Origin of the sequence: Streptomyces sp. NPDC058335, assembly GCF_042723915.1 — a bacterium.
GTDB lineage: Bacteria > Actinomycetota > Actinomycetes > Streptomycetales > Streptomycetaceae > Streptomyces.
In genome coordinates, this window is sequence record NZ_JBHXHX010000032.1 from 32,187 (window position 1) to 55,239 (window position 23,053).

General features: G+C 71.7%; 24 protein-coding genes and 1 pseudogene. 7 read left to right on the top strand and 18 right to left on the bottom strand.

The window, feature by feature from the left end; translation table 11 throughout:
• Window positions 1–54 precede the first annotated feature (54 nt).
• Complete coding sequence (locus ACFWJX_RS38615; protein WP_383251462.1) at window positions 55–3,117, top strand: alpha-mannosidase; 3,063 nt, start codon at window positions 55–57, stop codon at window positions 3,115–3,117.
• A 427-nt stretch (window positions 3,118–3,544) separates the two neighbouring features.
• On the opposite strand, the gene ACFWJX_RS38620 is transcribed toward ACFWJX_RS38615, so the two are convergent.
• The 3 genes and pseudogenes from ACFWJX_RS38620 to ACFWJX_RS38630 all read right to left on the bottom strand — a co-directional run bounded on the left by ACFWJX_RS38620 (window position 3,545) and on the right by ACFWJX_RS38630 (window position 5,289).
• Window positions 3,545–3,706: a hypothetical protein gene (locus ACFWJX_RS38620; protein WP_383251510.1), complete on the bottom strand. Its 162-nt coding sequence runs from the start codon at window positions 3,704–3,706 to the stop codon at window positions 3,545–3,547.
• Window positions 3,704–4,034: pseudogene (locus tag ACFWJX_RS38625) on the bottom strand (carbohydrate binding domain-containing protein); the annotation flags it as partial. The gene ACFWJX_RS38620 and the pseudogene ACFWJX_RS38625, both read right to left, overlap by 3 nt.
• Before the next feature lie 124 nt (window positions 4,035–4,158).
• Window positions 4,159–5,289: an ATP-grasp domain-containing protein gene (locus ACFWJX_RS38630; protein ID WP_383251463.1), complete on the bottom strand. Its 1,131-nt coding sequence runs from the start codon at window positions 5,287–5,289 to the stop codon at window positions 4,159–4,161.
• Window positions 5,290–5,561: 272 nt separating this feature from the next.
• Here ACFWJX_RS38630 and ACFWJX_RS38635 point away from each other — a divergent pair, with 272 nt between their 5' ends.
• Window positions 5,562–6,422, top strand: a complete 861-nt coding sequence (locus tag ACFWJX_RS38635) for a metallophosphoesterase family protein (protein WP_383251465.1) — start codon at window positions 5,562–5,564, stop codon at window positions 6,420–6,422.
• Window positions 6,419–7,108, top strand: a complete 690-nt coding sequence (locus ACFWJX_RS38640) for a 4'-phosphopantetheinyl transferase (protein WP_383251467.1) — start codon at window positions 6,419–6,421, stop codon at window positions 7,106–7,108. Before ACFWJX_RS38635 ends, ACFWJX_RS38640 begins: the two co-directional genes overlap by 4 nt.
• A 275-nt stretch (window positions 7,109–7,383) precedes the next feature.
• Here the strand turns inward: ACFWJX_RS38640 and ACFWJX_RS38645 are convergent, their stop codons facing one another.
• Complete coding sequence (locus ACFWJX_RS38645; RefSeq protein ID WP_383251468.1) at window positions 7,384–7,623, bottom strand: hypothetical protein; 240 nt, start codon at window positions 7,621–7,623, stop codon at window positions 7,384–7,386.
• A 221-nt stretch (window positions 7,624–7,844) separates the two neighbouring features.
• Here ACFWJX_RS38645 and ACFWJX_RS38650 point away from each other — a divergent pair, with 221 nt between their 5' ends.
• Entirely contained in the window at window positions 7,845–8,888 is a 1,044-nt protein-coding gene (locus tag ACFWJX_RS38650; protein ID WP_383251470.1) for an alpha/beta fold hydrolase, read from the top strand.
• Between the two features lie 29 nt (window positions 8,889–8,917).
• Here the strand turns inward: ACFWJX_RS38650 and ACFWJX_RS38655 are convergent, their stop codons facing one another.
• Window positions 8,918–9,457 (bottom strand): toxin-antitoxin system, toxin component, encoded by a 540-nt coding sequence (locus tag ACFWJX_RS38655; protein ID WP_383251506.1) that lies wholly within the window; start codon window positions 9,455–9,457, stop codon window positions 8,918–8,920.
• Window positions 9,458–9,498: 41 nt separating this feature from the next.
• A complete protein-coding gene (locus tag ACFWJX_RS38660) occupies window positions 9,499–10,149 on the bottom strand; it encodes a helix-turn-helix domain-containing protein (RefSeq protein WP_383251471.1) in 651 nt (216 codons plus the stop codon).
• A gap of 228 nt (window positions 10,150–10,377) precedes the next feature.
• Here ACFWJX_RS38660 and ACFWJX_RS38665 point away from each other — a divergent pair, with 228 nt between their 5' ends.
• Entirely contained in the window at window positions 10,378–11,043 is a 666-nt protein-coding gene (locus tag ACFWJX_RS38665; RefSeq protein ID WP_383251473.1) for a hypothetical protein, read from the top strand.
• Between the two features lie 40 nt (window positions 11,044–11,083).
• On the opposite strand, the gene ACFWJX_RS38670 is transcribed toward ACFWJX_RS38665, so the two are convergent.
• The 4 genes from ACFWJX_RS38670 to ACFWJX_RS38685 are packed head-to-tail and all read right to left on the bottom strand — an operon-like array spanning window position 11,084 to window position 14,539.
• Window positions 11,084–11,983, bottom strand: coding sequence for an ABC transporter ATP-binding protein (locus tag ACFWJX_RS38670; protein WP_383251475.1), 900 nt, complete (start codon window positions 11,981–11,983; stop codon window positions 11,084–11,086).
• 29 nt (window positions 11,984–12,012) lie between these two features.
• On the bottom strand, window positions 12,013–12,792 hold the full coding sequence (locus ACFWJX_RS38675) for an ABC transporter permease (RefSeq protein WP_383251477.1): 780 nt from the start codon (window positions 12,790–12,792) through the stop codon (window positions 12,013–12,015).
• On the bottom strand, window positions 12,789–13,562 hold the full coding sequence (locus ACFWJX_RS38680) for an ABC transporter permease (RefSeq protein WP_383251479.1): 774 nt from the start codon (window positions 13,560–13,562) through the stop codon (window positions 12,789–12,791). Before ACFWJX_RS38680 ends, ACFWJX_RS38675 begins: the two co-directional genes overlap by 4 nt.
• On the bottom strand, window positions 13,559–14,539 hold the full coding sequence (locus tag ACFWJX_RS38685) for an ABC transporter substrate-binding protein (RefSeq protein WP_383251481.1): 981 nt from the start codon (window positions 14,537–14,539) through the stop codon (window positions 13,559–13,561). Before ACFWJX_RS38685 ends, ACFWJX_RS38680 begins: the two co-directional genes overlap by 4 nt.
• Window positions 14,540–14,697: 158 nt before the next feature.
• Between ACFWJX_RS38685 and ACFWJX_RS38690 the strand changes: the two genes are divergently transcribed.
• Window positions 14,698–15,561, top strand: a complete 864-nt coding sequence (locus ACFWJX_RS38690) for an IclR family transcriptional regulator C-terminal domain-containing protein (protein ID WP_383251483.1) — start codon at window positions 14,698–14,700, stop codon at window positions 15,559–15,561.
• Here ACFWJX_RS38690 and ACFWJX_RS38695 read toward each other — a convergent pair.
• The 4 genes from ACFWJX_RS38695 to ACFWJX_RS38710 all read right to left on the bottom strand — a co-directional run bounded on the left by ACFWJX_RS38695 (window position 15,476) and on the right by ACFWJX_RS38710 (window position 18,280).
• A complete protein-coding gene (locus ACFWJX_RS38695; RefSeq protein WP_383251486.1) occupies window positions 15,476–16,414 on the bottom strand; it encodes a PDR/VanB family oxidoreductase in 939 nt (312 codons plus the stop codon). The two genes, ACFWJX_RS38690 and ACFWJX_RS38695, sit on opposite strands and share 86 nt — an antisense overlap.
• Entirely contained in the window at window positions 16,411–16,644 is a 234-nt protein-coding gene (locus ACFWJX_RS38700) for a hypothetical protein (RefSeq protein WP_383251488.1), read from the bottom strand. The genes ACFWJX_RS38695 and ACFWJX_RS38700 overlap by 4 nt, the downstream gene beginning before the upstream one ends.
• Window positions 16,641–17,708 (bottom strand): Rieske 2Fe-2S domain-containing protein, encoded by a 1,068-nt coding sequence (locus ACFWJX_RS38705; protein ID WP_383251490.1) that lies wholly within the window; start codon window positions 17,706–17,708, stop codon window positions 16,641–16,643. Before ACFWJX_RS38705 ends, ACFWJX_RS38700 begins: the two co-directional genes overlap by 4 nt.
• Before the next feature lie 122 nt (window positions 17,709–17,830).
• The gene (locus ACFWJX_RS38710; RefSeq protein WP_383251492.1) at window positions 17,831–18,280 is read right to left on the bottom strand and encodes a Clp protease N-terminal domain-containing protein; all 450 of its coding nucleotides are present in this window, start codon (window positions 18,278–18,280) and stop codon (window positions 17,831–17,833) included.
• 272 nt (window positions 18,281–18,552) lie between these two features.
• On the opposite strand from ACFWJX_RS38710, the gene ACFWJX_RS38715 reads away from it, so the two are divergent.
• Window positions 18,553–19,020, top strand: coding sequence for a nuclear transport factor 2 family protein (locus tag ACFWJX_RS38715; protein WP_383251494.1), 468 nt, complete (start codon window positions 18,553–18,555; stop codon window positions 19,018–19,020).
• 58 nt (window positions 19,021–19,078) lie between these two features.
• Here the strand turns inward: ACFWJX_RS38715 and ACFWJX_RS38720 are convergent, their stop codons facing one another.
• From ACFWJX_RS38720 to ACFWJX_RS38735, 4 genes are all read right to left on the bottom strand, one after another.
• Complete coding sequence (locus tag ACFWJX_RS38720) at window positions 19,079–20,362, bottom strand: MFS transporter (RefSeq protein WP_383251496.1); 1,284 nt, start codon at window positions 20,360–20,362, stop codon at window positions 19,079–19,081.
• The gene (locus tag ACFWJX_RS38725) at window positions 20,359–21,264 is read right to left on the bottom strand and encodes an alpha/beta hydrolase (protein ID WP_383251498.1); all 906 of its coding nucleotides are present in this window, start codon (window positions 21,262–21,264) and stop codon (window positions 20,359–20,361) included. Before ACFWJX_RS38725 ends, ACFWJX_RS38720 begins: the two co-directional genes overlap by 4 nt.
• A gap of 17 nt (window positions 21,265–21,281) precedes the next feature.
• On the bottom strand, window positions 21,282–21,866 hold the full coding sequence (locus ACFWJX_RS38730; RefSeq protein WP_094102737.1) for an NADPH-dependent FMN reductase: 585 nt from the start codon (window positions 21,864–21,866) through the stop codon (window positions 21,282–21,284).
• 1,020 nt (window positions 21,867–22,886) lie between these two features.
• The coding region (locus ACFWJX_RS38735; protein ID WP_383251508.1) for an acetyl-CoA carboxylase biotin carboxyl carrier protein subunit at window positions 22,887–23,053 on the bottom strand (167 nt) is incomplete at its 5' end.

Here is a 23,053-nt window from a genome sequence, read left to right on the forward strand (position 1 = left end):
TCCCGTACGTTCCGTTCCAGCAGTCCGCCCTTCCCGGTTCCCTGGAGACTTTCCATGCACGACGAACGCCGCCGGATCGAGGAGCGCGTAGAGCGCGTCCACACCCAGCGCATCAAGCCCGCCGTCTATGCGGCCACCGTGCCCTTCGAGGTCGAGGCCTGGCAGGCGCCGGGCGAGCCGGTCCCCTTCGCGGAGGCCGCGGCGGCGCCGTACGAGCCCTTCGCGATGGGCACGCCCTGGGGTCCGCCCTGGGGGACCACCTGGTTCCGGATGCGCGGCCGGGTGCCCGCCGAGTGGGCCGGCAGGCGGGTCGAGGCGGTCATCGACCTGGGCTTCGTCGGCGACTGGCCCGGCAACCAGGCCGAGGCACTGGTCCACCTGACCGACGGCACCCCGCTGAAGGCGGTCAACCCGCTCAACCAGTACGTGCCGATCGGCAACCCGGCGACCGGCGGCGAGGCGATCGACTACCTGGTCGAGGCGGCCTCCAACCCGGACATCCTCGCGAACGACTTCGCGGCGCCGACGCCGCTCGGCGATGTACTGACGGCAGGCGACCGTCCACTGTATACATTCCGCAGCGCCGACCTCGCCGTCCTCGACGAGCAGGTCTTCCACCTCGACCTCGACCTCCAGGTCCTGCGCGAACTCATGGTCCACCTCGGCGAGCACGAGCCGCGCCGCCACGAGATCATGCACACCCTGGACCGCGCCATGGACGCCCTGGACCTGGACGACGTCTCCGGCAGCGCCGCCGCAGTCCGCGAGGTGCTCGCGCCCGTCCTGGCCCGTCCCGCCCACGCCAGCGCCCACACCGTCTCCGGCGTCGGTCACGCGCACATCGACTCCGCCTGGCTGTGGCCGATCCGCGAGACCAAGCGCAAGACGTCCCGCACCTTCTCCAACGTCACCGCGCTCGCCGACGAGTACGACGACTTCATCTTCGCCTGCTCGCAGGCCCAGCAGTACGAGTGGGTGCGCGACCACTACCCCCAGGTGTGGGCGCGCATCCAGGAGTCGGTGCGGAAGGGGCAGTGGGCCCCGGTCGGCGGCATGTGGGTCGAGTCCGACGGCAATCTGCCCGGCGGCGAGGCCATCGCCCGCCAACTGGTCCACGGCAAGCGGTTCTTCATCGAGCACTTCGGCATCGAGACCAAGGGCGTCTGGCTGCCGGACTCCTTCGGCTACAACGCCGCCTACCCGCAGCTCGCCAAGCTCGCCGGCAACGACTGGTTCCTCACCCAGAAGATCTCCTGGAACCAGACCAACAAGTTCCCCCACCACACCTTCTGGTGGGAGGGCATCGACGGCACCCGCATCTTCACCCACTTCCCGCCGGTCGACACCTACAACGCCCGCTTCAGCGGCGAGGAGATGGACCGCGCCGTCCGCAACTACTCCGAGAAGGGCGCCGGCACCCGCTCGCTGGCCCCCTTCGGCTGGGGCGACGGCGGCGGCGGCCCCACCCGCGAGATCATGGAACGGGCCCGCAGGCTCGCCGACCTGGAGGGTTCGCCGAAGGTCGTCGTCGAGCACCCCGACGCGTTCTTCGCCAAGGCCCGCGAGGAGTACCAGGACGCCCCGGTCTGGAACGGCGAGCTGTACCTGGAGCTCCACCGTGCCACGTACACCTCCCAGGCCCGCACCAAGCAGGGCAACCGGCGCAGTGAACACAAGCTCCGCGAGGCCGAGTTGTGGGCCACGACGGCCGCACTGCACGCGCCGGGGTACGGGTACCCGTACGAGAAGCTCGACCGGCTGTGGAAGACGGTGCTGCTGCACCAGTTCCACGACATCCTGCCGGGCTCCTCGATCGCCTGGGTGCACCGCGAGGCGGAGGCCGAGTACGCCCGTGTCGCCGAGGAGCTGGAGGCGCTGACGGCAGAGGCGGTCGCGGCACTGGGCGGCGGTTCCGGGGAGACCCGGTACTTCAACACCAGCCCGTTCGAGCGGCGCGAGGTGGTGCGTGACCGGGAGGGCGGGACCGGATTCGTGAAGGTACCGGCGAACGGAAGCGCCCCCCTCTCCAACGACCGGCCGGGCGGCATCGTGATCGTGGAGGACCGCGTCCTGGACAACGGTCTGGTCCGCGTGGAGCTGGCCGAGGACGGCACCCTGGCCTCGGTCCTCGACCGGCGCTTCCAGCGCGAAGTCCTCGCCGGCCGGGGCAACCTGCTCCGCCTCCACACGGACCTGCCCAACTACTGGGACGCCTGGGACATCGACAAGCACTACAAGAACCGTTACACGGAACTCCTGGACGTCGAGTCCATGACGGTCGTCGAGCGGGACGTTCTGGTCGGCTCGATCCGTGTCACGCGCTCCTTCGGCAAGGGTTCGACGATCACACAGACGATCACCCTTCGCGCCGACAGCCCCCGCATCGACTTCGAGACCGAGATCGACTGGCACGAGGCCGAGAAGATCCTCAAGGCGGGCTTCCCGGTGGACGTCCGGGCGGCGCACTCCTCCGCGGAGATCCAGTTCGGCCATGTCCAGCGGCCCACCCACACCAACACCAGCTGGGAGGCGGCCCGCTTCGAGGTCTGCGGCCACCGCTGGGTGCACATCGGCGAACCCGGCTACGGCGTCGCGGTCCTCAACGACTCGACATACGGCCACGACGTCTCCCGCACGGTCCGCGAGGACGGCGGTACGACGACCACGGTCGCCCTCAGCCTGGTACGCGCCCCGCGCATCCCGGACCCCGAGGCCGACCAGGGCAGGCACAGGTTCACGTACTCCCTGCTCCCCGGCGCCACGATCGGCGACGCGGTCGCCGAGGGCTACGCCCTCAACCTGCCGCTGCGCAGGGCCGACGCGGCGGGCGCGCCCGCCCCGGTCGTCTCCGTCGACGGCGAGGGCATCACCGTCGAGGCGGTGAAGCTCGCCGACGACGCGTCCGGCGATGTCGTCGTCCGGCTCTACGAGTCGCGCGGCGGCCGGGCCACCGGGACCCTGCGCACCGGCTTCCCCCTCACGGGCGCCCATGTCACGGACCTGCTGGAACGACCGCTGGAGACGGCCGTCACCGACGGCGAGGGCGGCGTCCCCGTACAGCTGCGGCCCTTCCAGATCCTGACACTCCGTCTGAGCCGTACCGCCACCGGAGGCTGAACCCTGCCAGTGCTGTGGATCGAGCCGCCCGCCGGTTCCGACCTCGACCCGTACGCGACGGTGCTCGCCGTGGAGCTGGGCGGCGAGCTGGAGCTGCACCGGGGGTCGGGGCGCCTCTGACGTGCTCGGGCCGGCCGGTCGCTCCCCGTGACAGCGGCCGGCCGGCCCGATCCCCCGTTCCCCGGGGATCCCCCGTCGATCCCCGACTTCCCCCGTGGTCCCCCGTCGGTTCCTGTGCGGTGGTGCTCTGGTGCTGTGCTGCTCCCACGGAGGTCCTCATGACCCCCGTCGTCCCCCGTGGATCCTCCGTGGGCCTTCGGTGTTACACCGTTAAGAGCGCGCACCCCGGCCCCTGATACACCCCGGGAGAGAAAAAGTCCCCCGGACTTCTCGTCCGGGGGACTTCGGATCTCTCGCGGCGGCCGGTTCAGCCGGTGAAGTCGGCCGTGATGGAGGTGAACTGCCAGGTCGTCTGGCTGATTACGGAGCAGTCGCTGGTCACTCCGCCACCCGGGCACGGACGGTCGCGGTTGACGGACCAGTAGGCGAGCCGGGCGATGTACCGGCTGTTGGCCCAGTCGCGGATCACCCAGCCGCTCAGGGTGTACGCGGTGCCGGGCTGTACCGCGACGGTCCGGGGCGCACCGGGCGTTGTCACTCGAACTGACGGCGCCGGAAAGGGCCTTGGTGCCGCTGTGCACGGGTGAGGAGACGACCGAGCCGAGGTCGCCGGAGCAGGTCCATGGGGAGAGGCCGCCGGATTCGAAGCCGGGGTTGCCGAGGATGTCGGCCGCCTGAGCGGTGCCGGGCAGTGCCACCGCCCCGGAGAGGGCGAGGGCGGCGGCGCCGAGCAGGGCGAGGAGGCGACGTGGGGAACGTCTGAGGAAGGGGTGCGCACGCGATTTCCCCGAAGGAATGGGGGTGTTCGGGAGTGCAGAGAGGCGCTGGGGCGCGCAACCCAAGTCGGTATGGACCAATCCGGCTGTCAAGGCGATCCGCCGAACCGGTCCATACCGGTGAGGCCCAGAGGCCTGCGGAGGCTTACAGCGGCAGCGCCTGTGCCGCCTGGCTCACCTCGACGGAGTCGACCGGCGCGGGCACGGCCGCCGGCAAGGGCTCCGTCTCCTCCACCCGCTGCTGCGGAAGCGACACCGCGCGCAGTTGCCGCGGCCCCGACACGATCGCGTAGTCCTGCCCCAGGAACGGCGGAACGATCTCACCGGGGTCCTCGCCCAGCGCCAACTGCACCGCGGCCCAAGGGGCGTTGACCCCGCACAGGGACAGCTGGTGCAGCCCGCCGGCCGGACGCGTGTTGACGTCCATCAGGACCGGCACGTCACCGAACATCCGGAACTGGATGTTGGACAGGTAGTGCAGCCCGAAGCCCTCGGCGATCCGCCGGGCCGGCTCCAGCCACTGCTCCTGGAGGGTGAAACCCCGGCGGCGGCCGTTCTTGGTCCGGCCGATGGACAGCCGGATCCGGTTGTCGGGGCCGGTCAGGCAGTCCACCGACACCTCCGGCTGCTCCAGCCGCGGCATCACCAGCCAGTCCACCTGTTCCCCGGCCTGCTCCAGCGCCTCGACGACCATGTCCAGCTGGACGTACGGCGTCGGGAAGCCGCTGAGCTGCGACAGCGAGAAGGGCGCGCGGGTGATCATCCGGAAGCCCACCCCGCCCGCGCCGGACGCCGGCTTGAAGCACGCCCTGTGGCCGTCGGCCTCCAACTCGTCGACGGCCGCGACGAGTTCGTCCGCCGTCCGCACCCGCCGCCACGGCGGCACCGGCACGCCGATCGCCTGCACGGCCTCGTAGGCGATCACCTTGTCGTGGAAGACGGCGACGGCCTCGGGCGGCGGTGCCAGCAGCGCCGTACCGGCCGCGGCGAAGTCGGCGCGGTGCGCCACGATCGCCGCCTGGTGCAGCCGGGGCACGAACACGTCGATGCCGCGGCGGCGGCACTGGTCGAGGGCGTACTCGACGTACCCGGCGGGGGACAGGCCCTCCGGCTCGAGTTCGGCGGTGTCGGCGGCGGCCAGGACGGGGGAATCGGCGTCACCGTGCGTGGCATGGATGTCCACGGCCCGGTCGCTCGGATTTCGCCGCAGCTGATCCATGAAGAACACGTTCTCCGCGTACGTGCGGTTGAGCCAGACGCGTACGCGAGAGACCATGCAGGCCACCTTTCACGGTTCGCGGGCAGGGCGAAGCAGGCCCGGCCCGGGCAGGGGGAGTGGAGGGACACCAAACCGCCCTGCGCGACGGGAGGTCGGGGCGGTGGTGTTGGGGCGATCATACGGGGTCCCGAAGGTGCCGCGTGCAACGCGTGTGTTACGGATTTTCCGATCATGTTCGTATGGGGCGCGAGCGCGGTAAGGATGGGAGGGCCGCGGTGTCGATCCCGCGTGCGCGGTGACGGGTGAGAGTCGGGGAACGGGAGCACAGGGTGACGTCGACGGCCGGTGGTGCCGGGCAGCTGCTGGCCATCAGTGATCTGCACATCGGCCATCCAGAGAACCGGGCCCTGGTCGAGAACATGGCCCCGGAGACCGACGAGGACTGGCTGCTGGTCGCCGGTGACGTCTCGGAGACCGTGGCCGACATCCACTGGACCCTGAAAACCCTCGCAAGCCGTTTCCGCAAGGTCGTCTGGACCCCCGGCAACCACGAACTGTGGACCCACCCCAAGGACACCGTCACCCTGCGCGGCGTCGCCCGCTACGAGCACCTCGTCGAGATGTGCCGCGAGCTGGACGTGATCACCCCCGAGGACCCCTACCCGGTCTGGGAGGGCCCCGGCGGCCCCGTCGCGATCGCCCCGCTGTTCCTTCTGTACGACTACTCGTTCCTCCCGGCCGGCTGTGCCACCAAGCAGGAGGGCCTGGAGTACGCGCACGGGACGGGCGTCGTGTGCAGCGACGAGTACCTGCTGCACCCCGACCCCTACCCGACCCGCGAGGACTGGTGCCGGGCCCGCGTCGCCGAGACCGAGCGCCGGCTCGCCGCCCTCCCGGAGGACCTGCCCACCGTCCTCGTCAACCACTATCCGCTGGACCGGCACCCCACCGACGTCCTGTGGTACCCCGAGTTCGCCATGTGGTGCGGCACCCGGCTGACCGCCGACTGGCACCGCCGCTTCCGCGTCGCCGCCATGGTCTACGGCCATCTGCACATCCCCCGGACCACCTGGCACGAGGGCGTCCGTTTCGAGGAGGTGTCGGTGGGCTATCCCCGCGAGTGGCGCAAGCGCCCGCAGCCGCCGGGCCGGCTGCGCCGCATCCTGCCCTGGGAGGGCGAGAGCGCGTGATCGAGGAGCTGCTGCCGGAGACGGTGGTCGCCGTCGAGGCGCACGGCGAGGACGGCGTCCGCGAGTTCGGCGACGGTCCGCTGTACCCGGAGGAGGAGGCGCTGGTGGCGCGGGCCGTCGCCAAACGACGCCGCGAGTTCACCCTCGTGCGCTCCTGCGCCCGACGCGCCATGGAGAAGCTCGGCGTGCCCCCGCAGGCCGTGCTGCCCGGCGAACGCGGCGCCCCGACGTGGCCGGCCGGGCTGGCCGGCAGCATGACCCACTGCGACGGCTACGCCGCGGCCGCCCTGGTCCGGGCCGCCGACCTGGCCTCGCTCGGCATCGACGCCGAACCGCACCAGCCGCTCCCGGACGGCGTCCTGTCCGCCATCGCGCTGCCCGCGGAACAGGAACGGCTGCGCCGGCTGGCCGCGGACCGGCCCGAGGTGCACTGGGACCGGCTGCTGTTCAGCGCCAAGGAGTCCGTCTACAAGGCGTGGTTCCCCCTCACCCGGAAGTGGCTGGACTTCAGCGAGGCCGACATCGAGATCGACGCCGGGCCCGCGGGCGCCACCCGGGGCACCCTGCGGGCCCGCCTCCTCGTCCCGGGACCGGTGGTCGACGGCTGCCGCCTCGGGCACTTCGAGGGCAGCTGGACCGTGGCGCGGGGACTGGTGGCGACGGCGATCACGGTCCCGCACGGCTGAACCCCGCCGCTCCCCACCGCGTGGTCGGCACCGCGCCGGTCGTCACAGCCCGGTCGCTGCCGCCCTTGCCGCCGCGCCGGTCTTCGCCGTGCCGGACTGTTCCCCTCCGGTCGCGACCGTCCCAGTCGCCCGCCGTTCCGGATGCCGGCCCCCCCGTCATCGGTCCCTCCCCGCCGTCAACGGTCCGACTCGTCACCGCCCCGGTCCGACTCGTCACCGCCCCGGTCCGACTCGTCACCGCCCCGGCCCGACCCGTCACCGCCCCGGCCCGGCCGTCACCGGTCCGGGAACCAGCTGTGCAGCAGGCGGAAGAACTCCTCCTCGTTGCCCGCGAGTCCCGCGTCCGCCAGGGCCCGTTCCGCCTCGGCGAGGACGGCGGGCGGAACCACGGGCGGCCGACGGCCGTACGGCGGGCCGTCGGCGTCGTCCCCGAACGCCGCCCGGACGGTGTGCAGCAGCCGCAGGTAGGCCTGCACGGCGGTGCGCTCGCGGTCGGTCAGTACGGCAGTGGGCATCGGTCGGCTCTCCCCGTGTCGGCGTCGTCTCCCACGCGCCCCGCGGCGCGTACGCCCCCGTACGGCGGCGCACCTCCCAGCTTGCCGTCCACCACTGACAATCCGGCCTTCCCCGGCAGCGGTTCGCCCGCTTAGCGGAGGCGAAACCTCGCCGAAACCCCCTGGGGCAAAGCGTCCCTACGCTGGAAGGAAGGGCTTTCGGCCGACCGCCGGAGGCCAAGATGACGGGAGGCGAACGGGTGGTCGACGCCCCGCAGCACCGCCCCGCGCGGGCCGCACGGCTGCGCCGGGTCGGCGACGGCGAACTCCAGGTGCGCCACCATGTCCTGCACGGCTACCGGCGCGCCTTCCGGATGGCCGGGGAGGGACCCGCGCTGGTCCTCGTCCACGGCATCGGGGACTCCTCCGCCACCTGGGCCGAGCTGATCCCCGACCTCGCCCGCACGCACACCGTGATCGCCCCCGACCTCCTCGGCCACGGCGCCTCCGACAAGCCGCGCGCCGACTACTCGGTGGCCGCCTACGCCAACGGGTTGCGGGACCTGCTCAGCACGCTCGGCGTCGAGTCGGCGACCCTGGTCGGTCACTCCCTGGGCGGGGGAGTGGCCATGCAGTTCGCCTACCAGTTCCCCGAGCGCACCGAGCGCCTCATCCTCGTCAGCGCGGGCGGTGTCGGCCGTGAGGTCAATCCCGGGCTGCGGCTGGTGTCGCTGCCCGGCGCGCATCTGGCGCTCTCCGCCTTGCGGTTGCCCGGCATGCGCCTCCAAGTCGGCCTCGCGGTCCGGCTGATGAAGCTCCTGGACACCGATCTGGGGCAGGACGCCCCCGAGTTGCTCACCCTTGTCGACGCCCTGCCGGACGAGACCTCGCGCAACGCCTTCGTCCGCACCCTGCGCGCGGTCGTCGACTGGCGCGGCCAGGTCGTCACCATGCTCGACCGCTGCTATCTGACCGAGGGCATGCCGACCATGCTGCTGTGGGGCGACCGGGACAGCGTGGTGCCGGTCCGGCACGCGTACGCGGCGCACGAGGCGATGCCCGGCAGCCGGCTGGAGATCTTCGAGGGCGCGGGGCACTTCCCGTTCCACACCGACCCGGCCCGATTCCGTGCCCTGGTCGAGGAGTTCACCCGCACGACGGCCCCCGCCGACTGGAGCCGCGACCGCTGGCGTGGCCTCCTGCGCGACGGCCGGCCCGGCGCGGGCGTGTCACCCGCCGCCGGGGAAGGCGATCTGAAGAAGGCCGGCGAGCGCAGCGCGACCTGAAGGTCTTCGCAGCGATCGGCGCGGCCCGCTCAGCCGCCGGCCCGGTCCTGCGGGCCCAGGTATCCCAGTGCCGCCTCGATCCGGCCCGCCAGGTGATCGCGCTGTCCGCGTCCGCGCGACGAACCGGCCAGCCAGGTGCGGCACTTGCTGGCCAGGAGCAGGCCGAAGCTCTCCGCGTCCCGCTCGTCGGCCTGGTCGAACCGGGTGCGCGCGGCGACCTTGCGGACCGTCGCCCGGAGGTCCGCTTCGTCGTGGAGCAGCCGGGCCGCGACGGCGGCGCCCTCCACATGGTGGCCGCAGTGCCCCGCCTTCATGTGCCACAGCTCGTGGCCGAGGATCACCAACTGGTGGTCGGGCGCGGTGCGTTCCTCGATCACGACAAGGTCCTGGTCGGCCATGTCGAGCCACAGACCGCTGGCGGTGCCGGGCGGGAACGCGGCAGTACGGAAGGTGACCGGGCGGCCGCGGCGGCGGCTCATGCCGTCGCACAGGGCCGCGTACAGGTCGGCCGGGGCGGCGGGGGCGGGCAGGGTCAGTTCCCCGACCAGTTCGCCGCACAGACGGCGCATGTCCTTGGCGATGCCCACGGTTCTCCTGGTTCTCCCCCGGCTCACGACTCGGGCCGCTTCACGCTCTCCAGGAGCATGTCCAGCCACTCGGCGACCTTGTCGCGGTGCTGATCGGTGGGAAGCTGGGCGGCCCGCCAGGCGATCCCGCGCACTCCGTGGTCCTGGAGCAGGCGCTCCAGCGGATCCGCGGCCGCCGCGGCGGCCTCCCGGGCGGCGAGCTTCTGGAGCAGCTCCTGCTCGATGTGCTGGAGGGCGCCCGCCAGTGCCTCGGGGTCCTCGGCAGTGAGGAAACCGGCGTGCACGCGGAAGAAGCGCTGGAGGGCGTCGCAGTGCTCCATGGTGGGGCGGCGGTCGCCGTTGATGAGGGCGCCCGCCTGCTGGCGCGACATGCCGGCGCCGTCGGCGATCTCCTGCTGGGTGTACTTGCGGCCGTTGGGCTTGAGCCGGGTGCGGCGCAGCAGATCCAGGCGTTGCAGGAACCGGGCCTGCACATCGGGCTCGCCCGCCGGACGGCCGCTCAGGAGGGCCTTGACCACGGACTCGGGGACACCGGAGGCGACGGACAGCCGTCCGGTGCCGAAGACCTCCGCAGGCGGCACGCCGAGCCGGTCGGCGAGAGCGGTGACACGGGCGACGACGGCCGACAGCAGCACCGTCGCCGTGGCGCCCGGAACCTCGAAGCCATCCGTCACCGACAGGTCTCCTACGTCTCTCACGAGCCTCTCACGGGCACACGCGATCGCCGTGAACTGCCCGGAGAGTAACCGGTCTTTCGAACTCACATCCAGGTCTCGCCACAACTGTGGCCAATTTCAGCCGTCAACGAGCGTCGAATGCCACGATAGTTGACACACCGCGCGCCGGGCATGAGGATCGGCACGCCGTGTGAAGGCCGCAGAGGCAAGAGGGGTGACCTCCCGATGGCATATCAGGCAGGTGGGCAGCGGCCGGCACCGCGGCCCGTCCCCGAGAGTCCCGAGGCCCGGTCCTATCTACGGGACTACGCCACGTACCTGGAGGCCGTGCCGTTCCCTTCGGTCGTGCTCGACCACCGCTGGGACGTCGTCCTCACCAACGCCGCTTTCGCGTCACTTTTCCGGGACGTCGGCCCGCATCCGACGGCGCTGCCGGACGACAACTTCCTGCGGTTCGTCCTGTTCCACCCGGACGCGGCCTCGGTCCTCGGCGACCACGAGGCCGGCTGGTGCCTGCCGATGCTCGCCCGGTTCGCCGAGACCCTCGAACGGCACGGTCACGACCCCGTCCTGCAGACGATCCGCCGCGAGATCGCCCAGGACCCCCTCATGGAGGCTGCGTACCGGCAGGGCCTGCCGCACTGGGTCCGCGCCATGGGTGAGGACGCCGTCGAGCACGACGGGGCCGTCCGCACCCTGCTCCACCCCGACCCGCGCCGGGCCGCCATCGAGTGCCGTATCGTCTGCGAGACCCCGCGGACCCTGCGTGAGATGGGGTACACGCGGCTGACGATGGTGCTGCGCGAGGCGCCCGCACCGGCGCCCCGCCGGGTACGGCGTCCGCGCCGCACCGCGGGACACCTCAGCGTGGTCCCCGCTCCCGAGGACTGACCGGGCACCGTCGGCGTTCAGGTCGCCGACGGCGCCCGGGTCAGCGGGACGACGGCGGGTCCGCCCTCGCGTCCGGCTCCCCTGGAGCGTCCGCCTTCACCAGAGCATCCGGATGCACCGGAGCGTCCGCCTGCACGAGAGCGTCCCGCTGCACCGGCGCGTCCCGCGCCGGGACGCCGCGCTTGGCCGCCTGGATCTGCTCGTACACGTGGGTGCGCAGTTCGGCGAAGCGCGGGGCGACCCGGGTGTGCAACTGGTCGCGCCCGGACGGCAGATCGACCGTCAGCTGCTCCCGTACGACCGTCGGGGACGCGGACAGGACGATCACCCGCTCGCCGAGGTACACGGCCTCGTCGATGTCGTGCGTGACGAACAGGATCGTGATCCCGCGCTCCTGCCACAGCCCCCGCACCAGGTCCTCCAGGTCGGCGCGGGTCTGCGCGTCCACCGCCGCGAACGGCTCGTCCATGAGCAGCACCCTGGGCTCGTAGGCGAGGGCGCGCGCGATGGCCACCCGCTGCTGCATACCGCCGGAGAGCTGCCACGGGTACGCCCCCGTGGCGTCCGCGAGGCCGACCGACTCCAGCGCGTCGGCAACCAGCTCCCGCCGCCGCACCCTGCTCGACCCCTTCTGCTTCAGAGGAAGTTCGACGTTCTCGCCGACCCGCATCCAGGGGAAGAGGCTGCGCCCGTACTCCTGGAACACGAACGCCATGCCGGGCGGCGGCCCGGTCACCTTCCGTCCCTCCAGCAGGACTTCACCGGCCGTCGGCGCCAGCAGTCCGCCCATGCACTTCAGCAGGGTCGTCTTGCCGCAGCCCGACGGGCCGACGAGACAGACCAGTTCACCGGCGTCGACGGTGAAGGTGAGGTCGCGTACCGCCTCCACCCGCCGCCCGGACCCCTCGTAGACCTTGTTCAGGCCGCGTACGTCGAGCATGTCCCGCCCTTTCGCCGTTCTCGAGGCCGTCACCGGGACCGCCGGGTGGAGGCGCGCAGACCGTGGTACCAGCCGAGCACCCGCCGCTCGAGAAGCTGGAAGAGGACCGACAGGAAGAAGCCCAGCAGGCCGAGCACGAGGATCCCGGTCCACATGTCGGGGATGGCGAAGCCGCGCTGGAACTGGACGATGGTGAAGCCCAGTCCGTTGCTGGCGGCGAACATCTCGCTGATGACCATCAGGATGATCCCGACGGACAGCGCCTGGCGCAGGCCCGCGAAGATCTGCGGACTCGCCGAGGGCAGCACCAGGTACCGGAGCCGGGCGACGCCCGCGACGCCGTAGGAGCGGGCCGTCTCCGCCATCACCGGGTCCACCGCCCGTACGCCCTCGACCGTGTTGAGCAGCACCGGCCAGACGCAGCCCGCCGCGATGACGACGATCTTCATGGTGTCGCCGATGCCCGCGAACAGCATGATCACCGGCACCAGCACGGGTGGTGGCACCGCCCGCAGGAACTCCAGGACCGGCTCGCACACCGCCCGCACCCGCCGGTAGGAGCCGATGAGCGTGCCCAGCGCGATCCCGGCGACGGCGGCCAGCGCATAGCCGCCGGTGAGCCGCAGCACGCTCGGCAGCACGTCCGCGCGCAGCCGGTCGCCCGTCCACACGTCGGGGAACGTCTCCAGGATGGTCCGCAGGGGAGGCCAGTACACGTCGGTGCTGTCGTCGGACGCCAGCCACCACACGGCGACCAGTACGGCCGGCAGCGCCACCGTGTGTCCCAGCCGCAGCAGCAGGCGCCTCACACCGCCACCTCCCCGCGCACCGACTGGTGCCAGGCCAGCGCCCGCCGCTCCACCGTCCGGGCGCCGACGTTGATCAGCAGGCCGAGCAGCCCCGCGACCACGATCAGCGCGTACATCTCGGGCACCGCCTGCGAGGTCTGCGCGACGGCGATCCGCGAGCCCAGCCCCGGGGCACCGATGACGAGTTCGGCGGTGACGGCCAGGATCAGCGCGACCGCCGCCGCGAGCCGCACCCCCGTCATGACGTACGGCAGCGCGGTCGGCCACAGCACGTGCCGCACCCGCGCCCAGGGGCCGAGGCCGTAGGAGCGGGCGGTCTCCTCCGCGACCGGGTCGACGTCCTGCACGCCGTACAGGACCTGGATCAGCACCTGCCAGAAGGAGGCGTAGACGACCAGCAGCAGGACCGAGCGCAGTTCGGTGCCGTACAGCAGGACCGCCAGGGGGATCAGGGCGACGGAGGGGATGGGGCGCAGGAACTCGATCGTGGACGCCGTCGCCTCGCGCAGATGCGGGACGACGGAGAGCGCCACCCCGGCCACGATGCCCGCGCCGACCGCGATGGCCAGGCCCAGCGCCCAGCCGGTCAGTGTGTCGCCGAGCGCGCTCCAGAACGCGCCGTCGGACAGCTCGTCCGCGAGGGCGTCGGCGATGCGGCTCGTCGGCGGGAAGTAGGCCTCCTTGACCAGGCCGAGCCGCGGCGCCGCCTCGCCCAGGGCGAGGAAGGCCGCGAGCCCGGCCGCACCGAGCACGGCGTTCTCGCCCCTCACGGCAGCAGCTTGTCCAGGTCGGGCTCCGACTTGAACAGGCCGTCGTCCGAGCCGAGTCGACGCAGTGCCTCGATGGAGGAGCGGTTCGCCTCGGACGGCCACTTGGGCAGCGTCACCTGCTCCAGCACCGCCGCCGGGATCTTGGTGTACGTGGTGACGATCTGACGGACCTCGTCGGGGTGCGCGTCGGCGTAGGCGAGGGACTCGGCGGTGGCCTGCTGGAACTTCTTCACCACGTCCGGGTGCTGCTGCGCGTACCGAGTGGAGGTGAAGTACATGGCGATGGTGAGGTTCGGGGCGATGTCGATGAAGGGCGAGACGATCTCCTGCCCGCCCTGGCTCTTGACGGTGGCCAGTGCGGGTTCGACCACCATCGCGGCGTCGATCCGCCCGCCGTCGAGGGCGGCCGGCATCTGGTCGAAGGGCAGCTCGACGAACGTCACCTTGTCCGGGTCGCCGCCCGCCTCGCGCACGGAGGCGCGCACCGCGGTCTCGTTGATGTTCTTCAGGGTGTTGATGGCGACCTTCTTGCCCTCGAGGTCCTTCGCGGACTTGAGCGCACTGCCCTTCTTCACCGTGATGGCCCCGAAGTCCTTGCCGGCCACGCCCGTCGACGCGATGCCGTTCGAAACGGCCTTCACGGGAACGTTGTTGGACTGGGCGACCATCAGCGAGGTCATGTTGCTGAAGCCGAACTGGAACTGACCGCTGACGACACCCGGCACGATCGCCGCACCGCCCTGGGCGGTCGTGATCGAGAGTTCCAGCCCGTGCTTGGCGTAGAAACCCTTTTCGACACCGAGGTAGACGGGGGCGACGTCCACGATGGGAATCAGCCCGAGTTCGACGGTGGTGGTGCCTCCGGACGACGTGCCCTTGTCCGAGGAACCCGGGGAACCGGAGTCGTCGGACGAGCCACAGGCCGCCGTGGCGAGCAGGAAGGTTCCGGCCGCGAGACCGGCGAGCAGACGACGCATGGCTCCCCCTGTGCAGAGTGAAACGGTTCCGACAGGCTGTGCGCACACCGCACAGTAGTGCTCAACTGGCGTGCAGGGAACGTAGAGCCGCGCGATCGACCCGGTCAATGGGCCCGGTCGTTCTGGCTGACGAAATTGTTGACAGTTAGGGGTTGGTGATGTCCGCCGAAGCCCGCGCACCACATTTCGTGAGGTCCTTCGAGCGGGGCCTCGCGGTCATCCGCTCCTTCGACGCCGACCATCCGGTGCGCACCCTCAGCGAGGTCGCCCGCGCCTGCGACCTGACCCGCGCCGCCGCCCGCCGGCTGCTGCTCACCCTCGCCGACCTCGGTTACGTCCAAGGCGACGGCCGCCTGTTCCGGCTCACCCCACGCGTCCTGGAACTCGGCTACGCCTACCTCGCCGGACTGACACTCCCTCAGCTCGCGCTGCCGCGCCTGGAGCAACTCGTCGCGGAGACGGGGGAGTCGTCGTCGCTGTGCGTCCTCGACGGCGACGACATCGTGTACGTCGCCAGGGTGCCGACCCGCCGCATCATGTCCGCGACGATCACGGTCGGCACCCGCTTTCCGGCACACGTCACCTCCGTGGGCCGGGTGATGCTCGCCCACCTGTCCGAGGAGGAGCTCGACGCCCGGCTGGCCCGGACGGAACCGTGCCCCCTGACCGCCCGCACCCTCGTGACACCGGAGGCCCTGCGGGCGGAACTGGGACGGGTACGGCGCCAGGGATACGCCCTGGTGGACCAGGAGTTGGAGGAGGGACTGCGCTCGGTGGGCGCCCCGGTGCGGGACCGGGACGGCGCGGTGGTGGCCGGCGTGAACATCGCCGTCCACGCCGGCCGCACCACCCTCGCCGCCGTCCGCCGCGACCTGCTGCCGCACCTGCTCACGGCGGTGGCCCGGATCGAGGCGGATCTGCGCGCGGCTCCGCAGCTCACAGGTCCAGCACGAGCCGCTTCCCCCGGCAGCGGGACACGCAGATCATCATCGTCTCCCCGGCCTCCCGCTCCTCGTCGGTGAGCACGGAGTCCCGGTGGTCCGGGGCGCCGTCGAGGACGTCGGTCTCACAGGTGCCGCAGGTCCCCTCGGTGCAGGAGTACAGCACCTCGACCCCGGCGGCGCGCACGGTGTCCAGCACGGACACGCCCGGCGTGACGGTCAGCGTACGGCTGCTGCGCGCCAGCTCGACCTCGAACTCGGTGTCCTCGCCCGCCTGTTGCTCCTTCGCCTGGAACCGCTCGACGTGCAGCGCACCGGACGGACAGCGGGCCTCGACCGCGTCGAGCAGCGGACCGGGACCGCAGCAGTACACCAGGGCCCCCTCGGGCAGCGCGTCCAGCACGGAGCCGAGGTCGAGCAGCCCGGCCTCGTCCTGCGGGGCGAGGGTGACCCGGTCGCCGTACCGCGCCAGTTCCTCGGTGAACGCCATCGAGGCACGGGAACGGCCGCCGTAGAGGAGGCTCCATTCGGCGCCCGCCGCCTCGGCCGCCGCGAGCATCGGGAGGATGGGGGTGATGCCGATGCCGCCCGCGACGAAGCGGTAGCGGGGGGCCGGCCGCAGCGCGAAGTGGTTGCGCGGGCCGCGCACCCGCACCGTGTCGCCCGCCCTCAACTTCTCGTGCACATGGGCCGATCCACCGCGGCCCCCCGGCTCCCGCAGCACCGCGACCCGCCAGAGGGAACGGTCCGCCGGGTCACCGCACAGCGAGTACTGCCGCTCCAGCCCCGGGCCGAGGAGGAGGTCGACGTGGGCGCCGGGTTCCCAGGCGGGCAGGGGATCGCCCAGCGGGTGGCGCAGGGTGAGAGCCCGTACACCGTCGGCCACGGACCGCATACCGTCGACGACGAGGTGTGTTTCGTGGACCGTGGTCATACGGCGCTTCCGTTGTTTCCATTGCCTGCGTTGCCTGCGCCGTTTCCGGCGTTTCCGGCGTTTCCGTCGCGGCCCGGTGGCCGGTGGCCCTCCGGGTGGCCGAGCATCCACTCCCACATCTCCACCGGGTCCTGGGCGGCGTGCTCGGCCCCGCAGTGGCAGGTGCCGTGCAGGACGTCCGTGCCCGGCAGCCAGTCGATGCGGTAGACCTCGCCGGTCGGGCTGCTCACCTGACCCGCTCCTCCGGCTTGGCGCCCTCCTCGACCAGCCGGGCGAGGATCCGGCGGGCGGCGAGCCCGCCGGTGTCGATGTTGATGCTCAGCTCCTGGTAGCCCGATCGCTCCGAACCGAGCGTGCGCTGAAGGAGGTTGAGCGCGTCGACGTCCTGCATGACGACCGTGTGGTTGTTGCCCCGCAGGAACTCGGTGACCTCGTCGTCGTCCGTCGCCCAGTCCCGCGAGACCATCCAGAAGTCGTACACCTTGCCGTCCGAGGACGGCGTGATGGCGTAGGTGATCTCGGTGTGGAAGCCGTTCGGGTCGGTTCCGTCGGCCTCCGGCAGGACACCGACGGGCGCGATGCGGCTGTGCAGCAGATACAGACAGGGCGCGTGGTACTCGATGTCCTGCCAGCGGGTGATGCGGCCCTCGATACCGGTCGAACGGGCGTAGAACGGCGGGCACTCGGCGTCGTCCATGTGACGGCTCACCCGCACGATGCCCGCGCCCTCGTCCACCTCGGTGGTGATCGGTGTCTCCGCGACCTCGGGAGTGCCGATGTAACCGCCGTGCAGATACGTCTCATGGGACAGGTCCAGCAGATTGTCGACCAGCAGCCCGTAGTCGGCGTCGATCGGTTCCATGCCGCGGACGGTGGTCCAGCCGGGGGAGTCCAGGTGCCGGGCCCGCGGAATGGCCTGCGGGTCGGCGAGCGCCGGGTCGCCGATCCACACCCACACCAGGGAGTCCTGCTCGACGACCGGGTAGGAGGCGACGCGGGCGGTGCGCGGGACGCGTTTCTGCCCCGGCACATACACGCAGGTGCCGGTCGTGTCGTAGGTGAAGCCGTGGTAACCGCATACGATCCGGTCCCCGTCCAGGCGGCTCTCGGACAGCGGGAAACGGCGGTGCACACAGCGGTCGTGCAGTGCGACGGGCGTCCCGTCCTCCTCCGTCCGGTACAGGACGAGCGGCTCCCCGAGAACCGTGCGCCCGAGCAGCTCCGCACGCCCGACCTCGTGGCTGTAGGCGGCGACGTACCAGTGGTTCCTGGCGAAGGCAGTCATATGAGGCATCGGCCGGTCCCGTCTTCGTCGACGACGTGTCGCCACACACCTTGACGAGGTGGCCTTCGCCCCGGCAAGAGGACTTCCGTCCGGCGGAAAACCAACGGTCACGTCGCCCTACATGCCCGAGGTCACGCCGCCGTGTTCTTCCTGATGGCGTCCAGGCTCTTGCGGACCGGAGGATAGGAGAGGCCGAAAACGGCCCAGGCGCCCTTGCCGGGCCGGTACTTGAGCGCCGCCAGCAACAGGTGCTCGGTGCCGAGGCGGCTGTCGCCCGCCTCCGCCATCTCGGCGGCCGCGTCCTCGAGCAGCGACGCGTGCTCCTGGCTCGGCCGGATGGCGTCCGCGGACTTCCGCGACGTCGGCGGAATCATCTGCCGGCTGCGGTTGGCGGAGAATTCGTGGAACGCCTTCAGATCGACGTCGTTCGCCACCAGCAGGGCCGAGAACGTGGAATCGTTCTGCGCGCTGAGCACGGTGAGCAGATGGATGGTGAACAATTCGGGACTGCCCTGGGAGGCGGCGAGTTCGCGTGCCGCCCGCACGGCGGTCGACATACGGTCGGTGTGCTGCACCTGCATGATGAATTCCCTTCACTTCGCTGTCTGTTCGTCTTTTTCCGGCCGGACGGCCCGGCTGTCGGTCCGCTCGCCAGAAACCGGTCGGTGAGCCGGTAAGTGTGCCGGTCAAGTACCTTGCGCCCACCCGGATCTGACGGTCCATCTTCCGTTTGTCGTCGGTCGACACCGACAGACTACTTTGCCGGACTTACCGATTCCGAGCGCTCCTGGATATTTGGCTGACCAAATACCTACTTGACGGCGTATCGGACGGGAGTGGCAGTGTGCACGGCATGACCACTCAACTTGATGATTTCGCCATCACTGTACTCATCGGCCGGTTTTTCCGCACGCTCAATGAGCGCCGTTTCGAAGGGGATTGGTCCAAGGAATACTTCACCGACGACGTGAAGGCGGAGAGCCCGCACGGAACCGCGGTCGGCGCCGACGCCGTGCGCCAGTCCCAGCAGGCCGTGGAGGACTGGGCCGTCGTCCAGTACATGAACACGGACATCCTCATCGAGGGCGACGACGCCGACGCCGACACCGCCACGGCCTCGTGGAACTCCCTGATGACACACATCCACCACCAGGCCACACTCAGCCGACTCGGTGAGGGCCTCGACCCGCTGTTCACCGTGGGCGGTGTCTGGGACGTGGACCTGCGCCGCACGGCCGACGGCTGGCGACTCTCCCGCACCTCCGTCCGGCCGATATGGATGTCCGGGACGGCACCGCAGCTCCCCGCGGCGGCCGAGTGACCGGAGCGAAGCCCGGCCGTCACCCGCGGGAGGGCGGGGCTCCGCTTCCGGCGGCCGGTCATTTCCGGCCACCCGGAGACATGGAGGCGGCCGGCCGGGAGGCGCGGAGGGTGAGGAAGGCCAGGGCCGCTAGGCCGGTGGCCAGGGAGATCAGACCGCCGCCGACGAGCGCCGCGCGCGTGCCGTGGCGGGCGGCGGCCCAGCCGGTCAGGAGAGCGCCGAAGGGCGTCGATCCCTGGAGCAGCAGGGTGTAGAGCGCCAGGATGCGGCCGCGGTAGGCGGGATCCGAGCCGAGCTGGAGGCGGTGGTTGACGGCCTGGGTGAAGTACAGGGCGGTGAAGCCGGTGACGGCCAGCAGCACCAGGGCGGTTCCCTGCCCGGGAGCGAGCCCGGTCAGCGCCTCCGCCGTACCGAAGGCGACGGCCGCGCCCGCCACCAGAAGGGCCGGCGGACGCGCGGTACGCCCCGAGCCGGCCAGGGCGCCGAGGAGCGATCCGGCGGCGACGGCGGAGGTGAACAGTCCGAACGACCCGGCGTCGGCGTGGAAGACGGTCTTGGCGAGCAGCGGCAGCGTCAGCTGGAAGTTCAGGCCGAACAGGGAGACCAGAGCGACCAGGAGGAGCGGCAGCAGCAGGTCGGGGCGCGAACCCACGTACCGCAGGGCGTCGACGGCACGCCCGTCGCGCGCGGTGCTCCTGACCCGCCGCAGTTCCGAGGGGCGCATCAGCATCAGTGCGGCCACGGTGGCCAGGTAGCTGAACGCGTTGATCACCGACACGGGTCCGATGCCGAGCCAGGTGATGGCGAGACCGCCCAGCGCCGGACCGACGACGCGCGCCAGATTGAAGTAGGCGGCGCTCATCGCCGAGGCGTTGGGGAGGAGCTCGGCGCCGACCATCTCCTGCACGAAGGACATCCGGGCCGGCGTCTCGATCGCGCCCACGACACCGAGGCAGAAGGCCAGGGCGCACACGTGCCATACCCGCACGGCGCCCGTGAACACCAGGGGAGCCAGCGCCAACGACAGGGCCCCCGAGACCAGGTTGGCGGCGACGAGAAGCACGCGTTTGTCGTGGCGGTCGGCGAGCCGGCCGCCGTAGAGGGAGAGGAGAAGCATGGGTGCGAACTGCAGGGCCGTGACGAGACCGAGGGCCGTGGCCGAGTCGTCGGTCAGGGAGAGGACCAGCCAGTCCTGGCTGACGATCATCATCCAGGTGCCCATGACCGACACGAGCTGGCCGGTGAAGTAGAGCCTGAAGTTGCGTACCGACAGGGACCGGCCGACGGCTTTGAACCGGGGGAGCGGCCCGGCGGGCCGCCGGGCCGTCTCCTGGTGTCTCATACGTCGGCCTGCCCGCGCCGCGTCAGCAGTTCCTCCAGGAAGGCCAGGACGCGCAGGTGGTAGGAGCGGGCCGCCCAGCCGAGGCTGATGTTGTGGCCCGCGTCCGGCTGGCGATGCACCGTGACGCTGGTGGCGCGCAGATGAGCGGTCATCTCCGCCAGTGCGTCGGCGTCGTGCAGCCACCAGTTCTCGTACTCCGCGAAGGTGAGCCGGACCGGCGCCCGGACCCGTGCCGCGACCCCCGGGAAGGACTCCGACCACTGCCGCAGCTCCTGCTCCTCCACCGGCGGCATGGGCGCCAGCAGAGTCCGGCTGAAGCGGAAGCTGTTGGGCGGGTAGAGCCGCAGCGGTCCCCAGTGCCACTTCCAGGACTCGCGGGCCAGGATGCCGGGCGGCCGGCCGAAGTCGGTGGCGTAGCGGTGCCCGCAGCCCGAGATGTCGAGGCCGATGATCCGGCTGCGCTCGTCGTCGGCGGCCGCCGTCAACGCCACTTTGCCGCCGAAGGAGTGCGCGACCAGCAGGAATCCCGCCCCCGTCGGGAAACGCCGCGCGTAGTCGTCGAGCGCCGCGTGCAGGGTGGCCGACTGCTCGGTGAGGCTCTGCCCGTGCGGCACCTCGCGGGCCGACTCGCCGTAACCGGGACGGTCCAGGCTCAGCACGGCGAAGCCGAGGCTCGCCCCCAGCCCCAGCAGCGACACGCTCGGATGCGCCTGCCCGTCGAAGTAGCCGGCCGTCATGCCGCCGCCGTGCACGGCGACCACGACCGCCCGCGGCGACGGGCCGGGCGGCTCGATGTGCAGTCCCGACAGGGTGATGCCACCCGCGTCGAGGGTGATGTCCGTGACCCCGGACGTCCTCGTGGCCTGCGCCCGTTCCGTGATCGGGCTCTCCCGACGTCCCATGACCGTCTCCTTCGCGCTCACAGCGTGTACGGGCGTCGCCCGCGTGCCTGTTGGAGCGCGGCGGCCCACCACACCAGCTGGCCGAGCATGGTCTTCACCGCCGCGTCGAGGCCCGGGGCGTCCCTCGGGTTGCCGTCCTCGTCGAAGTGGCTGCGCGCGTCCGCGAAGCTGACACCGTCCCGCAGGGTCGCCACGTGGAGTTCGGAGAAGATCTGCCGCAACTGCTCCACCGCCCGCAGCCCCCGGGACCGGCCGCCGTAGGAGACGAAGGAGACGGGCTTGCCGCGCCACTGGGTGGGGTGCCAGTCGATGACGCTCTTCAGGGCGGCGGGGCAGCCGTGGTTGTACTCGGCGGTGACGACCACATAGGCGTCCGCCGCCTCGATGCGGGTGGCCACCTCATCGAGCCGGTCCCGCGCCTGCGCGGCGCGGGCCGGGGAGACCACCATCGGCAGATCGGCCTCGACGGCGTCGATCACGTCGACGGTGAACACACCGAACTGTTCGGCCTGTCCCGTCAGCCATCGGGCGACGACGGGACCGGAACCGCTCTCCGGCGGACTGCTGGTGATCACTGCGAGATGCAGGGGCTCTTCCGGCATGACTGGCCTCTCGTGACATCGGGAGTCTCTCTTCCATGAAGCGACGGGCACGACACGCGCCGTCCGGGGGAAGCGCGTGACACGCGGGAGGCCCCGCGGCGCGGCGCCTTCGCCGCCGGCATCGGGTCGGGGGCGCCGGCCCTCGAAGCGGCGCCCGCGGGGTCCGTCCGCCGGCCGGCCAGAGCCGGCGGACTGCCGGCCGCGCCGTAGCGGAAGCCGTCGTCCATGACGGCGACCCCGATCAGGGACGCGACGACCGGATTGACCAGGGTCATGGACACCAGCGGCACCGCCGGACCGGCACCTCGGTACGACGCCTGCGACGCGGCCGGCCCCGTCACGGCCATGACCGCCGTCAGGCACAGGCCCACCGCCTGGGTGCTCACGGCCGACACTCGCCAGCCGTCCATCACCACCTCGACGTGGACCGACGCCGCACCGAACGCCGCACCGGCCGCCGTGGCGAGCACCGCGGCGCGTCCCGCCGGCCACCGCACCCCGGCCGGCGCCGGCCAGCAGGGCGACGACGCCGGCGCCCCCGGCCGCGATCAGCGACTGGTCCCGGACGGACAGCGGGACGCTGGGGCCGGTGTCGACCAGCACGGTCGGCACGGCCAGCGAGCCGGCCACGAGCCCCGCCCCGGCCCACGAGGCCCGCCCCGCCCGGCCGGCCCCGCGGCCCCGGCCCGGCGGGGCCAGGGGCAGGGCGAACACGATGGTGAGAGCGCCCAGCGGCTGTACGAGGTTCAGCGGGCCCCAGCGAGGGGCGAGCACGTGGAGGAGTCCACCGGCGCCGTTCAGGGGGAGCGCCGCCCGGCAGAGCCCGGAGGGCAGAGCCGTGCGTACGGCCGGCTGCGGAGCCCCGACGGCGGCCCGCTCCTGGAGCAACGCCGCCACGGCATGGCAGAGCGCCGACACCAGGCACAGCAGCACCGACAGCGCCGGGGCACTCATCGCCCACACCCGCGCAGCCGGCCGGGCGCCTCGCCGCGCATCCCGCGGTGCACCGTTTCCATCCGGTCAGTCCTTGATCTCGCAGATGGGGGCGCCGGAGGTGATGGAGGCGCCGACTTCGGCGGCGAGGCCCTTGATGGTGCCGGAGCGGTGGGCGTTGAGGGGCTGTTCCATCTTCATGGCTTCCAGGACGACGATCAGGTCGCCTTCCTCGACTTCCTGGCCCTCCTCGA